This is a genomic window from Paraconexibacter sp. (assembly GCF_041602235.1).
GTDB lineage: Bacteria > Actinomycetota > Thermoleophilia > Solirubrobacterales > Solirubrobacteraceae > Paraconexibacter.
This window is the reverse complement of sequence record NZ_JBFIGP010000254.1, coordinates 1-5,339: the sequence shown is the minus strand read 5'-3', so window position 1 is coordinate 5,339 and position 5,339 is coordinate 1. Positions and strand designations below refer to the sequence as shown.

Annotated in this window: 6 protein-coding genes; 1 reads left to right on the top strand and 5 read right to left on the bottom strand. The window is 70.1% G+C overall.

Annotation, left to right across the window (positions count from 1 at the left end; all coding sequences use genetic code 11):
• The 5 genes from ABYE80_RS16450 to ABYE80_RS16430 form a co-directional block, all read right to left on the bottom strand.
• The coding region (locus tag ABYE80_RS16450) for a histidinol-phosphate transaminase (protein ID WP_372791390.1) at positions 1 to 890 on the bottom strand (890 nt) is incomplete at its 3' end.
• A complete protein-coding gene (locus ABYE80_RS16445; RefSeq protein WP_372791389.1) occupies positions 839 to 1,312 on the bottom strand; it encodes a hypothetical protein in 474 nt (157 codons plus the stop codon). The genes ABYE80_RS16450 and ABYE80_RS16445, both read right to left, overlap by 52 nt.
• Before the next feature lie 52 nt (positions 1,313 to 1,364).
• Positions 1,365 to 3,155 (bottom strand): long-chain fatty acid--CoA ligase, encoded by a 1,791-nt coding sequence (locus ABYE80_RS16440; protein ID WP_372791388.1) that lies wholly within the window; start codon positions 3,153 to 3,155, stop codon positions 1,365 to 1,367.
• A gap of 109 nt (positions 3,156 to 3,264) precedes the next feature.
• The gene (locus ABYE80_RS16435) at positions 3,265 to 3,444 is read right to left on the bottom strand and encodes a hypothetical protein (RefSeq protein WP_372791387.1); all 180 of its coding nucleotides are present in this window, start codon (positions 3,442 to 3,444) and stop codon (positions 3,265 to 3,267) included.
• Positions 3,445 to 3,574: 130 nt separating this feature from the next.
• Positions 3,575 to 4,339, bottom strand: coding sequence for a Nif3-like dinuclear metal center hexameric protein (locus ABYE80_RS16430; protein ID WP_372791386.1), 765 nt, complete (start codon positions 4,337 to 4,339; stop codon positions 3,575 to 3,577).
• 144 nt (positions 4,340 to 4,483) lie between these two features.
• On the opposite strand from ABYE80_RS16430, the gene ABYE80_RS16425 reads away from it, so the two are divergent.
• Positions 4,484 to 5,339 (top strand): RNA polymerase sigma factor (locus ABYE80_RS16425; RefSeq protein ID WP_372791385.1); only part of this gene is annotated, 856 nt, incomplete at its 3' end.

Below are 5,339 nucleotides of genomic sequence, written 5' to 3'. Positions count from 1 at the left end.
TCGGACGCCAGGGTGCCGTGGTTGCGCACCGCCTCCAGCGCTCCCGCGAGCGCGAGCTCGTTCAGTCCGAGCTCGGGTTCGAGCTGCTCCAGGAGGGCTTCGGCGCCGACGCCCCCGAGCGCGTAGCCGCAGCGCAGGCCGGCCAGCCCCCACGCCTTCGAGAACGTGCGGAAGACCAGCAGCCGCGGGAACTCCTCGAGCAGCGCGATCGCGGCATCGACGGGCTCGGCCGTGACGAAGTCGCGCAGCGCCTCGTCGAGCAGGACGACGACACGTTCGGGCAGCGCCTCGAGCAGGCGTCGCAGCTCCCCGGTCGCGAGAAGCTCCCCGGTGGGGTCGTTGGGGTTGGCGAGCGCGACGACGCGGGTGCGCGCGTTCACCGCTCGCAGCAGCGCGTCCACCGAGAAGCCGGCCACCGGCACGGCGTGACCGCGGGCCGCGCGCGCGATCAGCGGATGCAGCGGGTACCCGGGCCACGGCGTCACCAGCTCGTCCCCCGGCTCGAGCAGCGCCTGGGCGGCGGCCGCCATCAGCTGCGCGATGCCGTCGCCGACGACGACGCGTTCCTCCTCGAGGCCGTGCCGGTGAGCCAGCTCGCCGCGCAGCTCGCCGGCGTGCGGATCGAGGTAGCGGTGCAGGCCGCGCCGGGCCGCGTACGTGATCGCGTTGACGATCCGTGACGGCGGATACTCGGGCCACGTCGTCAGCGACAGGTCGAGCGTCTCGACGCGGGACAGCGCCGTTCGCCGCCGCTCCTGCGCCTTGTCGCGGAGGTCCTTGTTGACCTCCTCGACCGGCATCGCCTCGAACTGCTTGTAGTAGTTGCGGATGCCCACGATCAGCCGGTCGGGGCCAGCGACGATCCGGGACCCTCGATCAGCAGCAGCCACGCGAAGAACAGCGTGGCGCCGATCACGGCGGTGGCCCCGAACACCCGGCCGATCACCCCGCTGCGCTGGTCGATCCCCGCGGCCCGTCGCACCAGGATCCACAGCGCGTCGAGGCGCTTCAGGACCATGAGACCTCCGAACAGCAGCACCAGCAGGGACACGAACCCCACCAGGAGGCCGAACCCCAGGTTGTCGGTCTGGAACTGGACCTGCGAGGCGACCCACAGGGCCACCGCGGGCATGGGGCCCCAGTACAGGAGGCTGAGGAAGATCATCAGCGCCAGGATCGCCAGGGCGAGCGCCCGGTCGAGGCGCTGTCGGGCCGGGCTGCCGCGGTCGGGCAGCGAGCGGTACTTGACCGGAGCCGTACCGGGGCGCCGCCCGACGAACAGGCCGCCGTTGTCGGTCGGATCGGTCCTCACCCCTCGAGGGTAGCGCGCGAGGGGTGAGGAACCCCGGCCGGGGCCGCTGGCTCTAGCCGCCGTACAGGGTGTCGAACCGGTCGGCGTACTTCTCGTTGACGACGTTGCGCTTGACCTTGAGCGTCGGGGTGAGCTCTCCGGTCTCCTGGGCGAGGTCGTGCTCGAGGATGAAGAACCGCTTGACCTGCTCGACCTGGGCGTACTTCGCGTTGGCCCGGTCGAGTTCCGCCTGGATGAGCGCGTGGACCTCGGGGTGCGCGGCGAGGGCGGGGATCGAGGTGTCCTCGATGCCGCTGGAGGTCGCCCACGGCACGATCTCCTCCTCGTCGAGCGTCACGAGCATGACCGGGTACGGGCGGCGGTCGCCGTGCATGACCGCCTGGGAGACCCATCGGCTCTGCTTCATGTCGTTCTCGATGTTGGCCGGGGTCAGGTTCTTGCCGCCCGCGGTGATGATGATGTCCTTCTTGCGGCCGACGATCGACACGTACCCGTCCTCGTCGACGTGGCCGAGGTCCCCGGTGTGCAGCCACCCGTCGACGATCGCGCCGAACGAGGCGTCGTCGTTCTTGTAGTAGCCCTGGAAGATGTTCGCGCCCTTGATCAGGAGCTCGCCGTCCTCCGCGATCTTCACCTCCACACCGGGCAGCGGCCGGCCGACCGTCCCGAACTTGTGGTGCTCGACCGTCGAGATCGTCGACGCGGTCGCCGTCTCGGTCATCCCGTACCCCTCCATCACCGGCACGCCGCACGCGTAGAAGAACTCGAGGATCTCCTTGGCGATCGGGGCGGCCCCGGTCACGGCCTGCCGCAGGCGGCCGCCGAACGCGCCGCGCACGTTCTTGAACAGGCGCTCGTCGGCCTGGTCGAAGCCGGCCTGGAGCTCCTCGGGGACCGGCTGACCAGCCGCCTGGAGCTCGCGGACCTTGAGCCCGACCTGCGTGGCCTTGGCGATGAGGTCCGGGTCGCCGTTGGAGGTGACCAGCGTGTAGATCTTCTCGAAGATCCGCGGGACCGACGGCAGGTAGGTCGGCTGGACCTCCTGGAGCTCGGCGACCACCTGCTTGGTGTCACCGCCGAAGTACGCGATCGTGCCGCCGAGATCGAGGCTGAGCAGCTGGATCAGGAGCGCGAACGAGTGCGCCAGCGGGAGGAACAGGTAGGTGACGTCACCCTCGTGGAGGACGTCGATCTCCTCGCACATGTCGAGGATCGACCGGTAGTTGCCGTGCGAGAGGACGCAGCCCTTGGGCGGGCCGGTCGTCCCGGAGGTGTAGATGAAGGTGAACGGGTCGCTGGGGGTCACGGCGGCCGCCCGCTCGCGCAGCTCGGCCTCGTCGCGGCCACGGCCGCGCTCGCGCAGGTCCTCCAGGGTGATGGCGTCCCCGATGTCGCCGGTCCCGTCCATGACGATCACGTGCTGGAGCTGGGGCAGCCGGTCCCGGACCTCGCGGATCTTGGCCAGCTGGGTCGCGTCCTCGCAGATCACCGCGATGGCTTCGGAGTTGCCGACGACCCACTCGCACTCCTCCGGTGCGTTGGTCTGGTAGATCGGCACGACGACGGCGCCGGTGCTGCTGATCGCCAGGTCCGCGTAGGTCCACTCGGGGCGCGTGTTGGCCAGGATGCAGACCCGGTCCCCGGGCGCGACGCCGATGTCGATCAGGCCTCGGCCGATCTCGCTGACGATCGTGCCGACCTCCGCGTACGTGACGTCGCGCCACTCGCCGCCGGTCTTGTAGCGGGCCATGACCTGGTCGCCGAACTTCTCGGCGGCAAGGCCGATCAGGTCCGCAATCGTCTTGGACCCCGTGTTCTTCGGGGCCGACGTCGAAGCCTCCATCGCTCTCTCTCCCTCGGTGCTGGTGGCATCCATCCGCGTGTCAGATGGGGATGAGCGACTCTATCCTGCGTGGCGCGTCACGGGGAACGGTTCCCCGGAGCGCGGAGCCTCACGCGGAGGCGGGTGTGGGACGTTCGCTCGACTGCTGGTGCAGGCTGGCCATGAAGAGCGTCTTGTCGATGCGCCCTTGGAAGATCGGCACCCCGAGCTCCATGCATTTCTCGATGACTCCGCGGCGGTCGAGACCGGTCTCGCGCGCGAGCTCGGTGGGCGTCAGGTGTATGGCCATCGGGTGAGACCTCCTGGGTGTTCGTGACGTTCACGACATGGTCGGCTCGACCGTACACCCGCATGTGGACGTCATCAACTAAAGGTTCCTAATGCGGCGGGGTCCCTGGACGAGGGTGCGTGACGACCGCTCAGATCGGGTTCCAGACGTCCACGAAGTGGTGCGTCAGCCCGAACTCCGCGGCCAGGCGCTCGCCCAGCGCGCGGACCCCGTGGGTCTCGGTGGCGTAGTGCCCGGCGGCGATGAAGGTGATCCCGTACTCGCGTGCGGCGATCATGACGCGCTCGGACGGTTCGCCCGTCACGAACGCGTCGAGCCCGGCGTCCACCGCTTCGAGCAGGTGGTCGGACCCGGCGCCCGACACGAACCCCACCGACCGCACCCGGTCGGCGCCCGCCGGGAAGACCAGCGGCTCCCGGTCGTGGCAGGTGGCGCGCACGCGGGAGACGAGCTCCTCCAGCGGGATCCCGGCGTCCCCGTACCGACCCGCGACACCGATGTGCGCGCCGCGGTGCGCGGCGAACGGCTCCCACGACCCGCACCCGCACGCGCGCGCGAGCAGCGCGTTGTTGCCCACCTCCATGTGGCCGTCGAGGGGCAGGTGGTAGGCCGCGAGCGCCATGTCGTGGTCGAACAGCAGGCGCAGCCGGCGAGCGGCGACGGCGTCGAGCGCCAGCGGCGCGCCCTGCCAGAACAGGCCGTGATGGACCAGGACGAGATCGGCGGAGAGCTCTGCCGCGCGCGCGAGCAGCTCCGCACCGGCCGACACGCCGGTGACGACCGTGGCGACCTGCTCGGCACCGGGGACCTGCAGGCCGTTGGGGGCGTAGTCGGCGTAGGTCCCCGGCTCAAGGAGCGTGTTGAGGTGGTCGATGATCTCTGTGATGCTGGCCATGGTGTTCCTCGACAGGTGGTCAGGGGGGTCTTGTCCAGTCGTCCAAGCCTGTGAGAATCGCTTGCACTTGCTCTCAACTGAACGCTACAGTTCGCTTTCCGAGCGCGGTCGTCAAGGATGACCGCCGACGCCGCTCCTGGGGGAATGGAAACCATCGCTGTCAGCGCCGCCACGTTCGCATCGCCCATCCGTGCGAACGCAGAGACCTCGGACCACGATCTCGTCGCGGCGATCCGTCGCGGCGACGACCACGCCTTCGAGTTCCTGTACGAGCGCTATCACCGGCGGATCGCGGCCTACATCTTCGGCATGGTCAACGACTACGGTCGCGCCGAGGACATCGCGCAGGACGTCTTCATGTCGGCGCTCCGGCGCATGCGTGCGACCGACCGCCCGATCGCGTTCAAGCCGTGGGTCTACGAGATCGCCAAGAACGCCTGCATCGACCAGTTCCGCCGCACCCGCCGCGCCGAGGAGGTCTCCTACGACGGCGAGGACGGACTCGGAGGCGCCGACTACGGCCGGCTGGTGACGACCGGCCCGTCGCCCGAGGCCGCGGTCGAGCAGAAGCTGTCCCTGACCCACCTGCAGAGCGCGTTCGGCGGCCTCAGCGACACGCACCACCGGATCCTCGTGATGCGCGAGCTCGACGGGCTGTCCTACCGCGAGATCGGCGAGCGGCTGGGGATGAGCCGCGCCTCCGTGGAGTCCACGCTGTTCCGCGCCCGGCGCCGTCTGAGCGAGGAGTACGAGGAGCTCGTCTCCGGGGAGCGCTGCTCCCGGGTGCAGCTCATCATCGACGCGGCGGCCACCAGCTCCCTCGGCGCCCGCGACTCGCGCAAGCTCGCCAAGCACGTCGCGCACTGCCAGTCCTGCCGCCGTCACGCGCGCATGGCCGGTGTCGACATCACGGGACGCCAGCGCCCGGTCCGCACCCGCATCGCCGCCTTCCTGCCCCTCCCCGCGTTCCTGCGGCGGCGCCTCGAGGCCGACGAGGCCG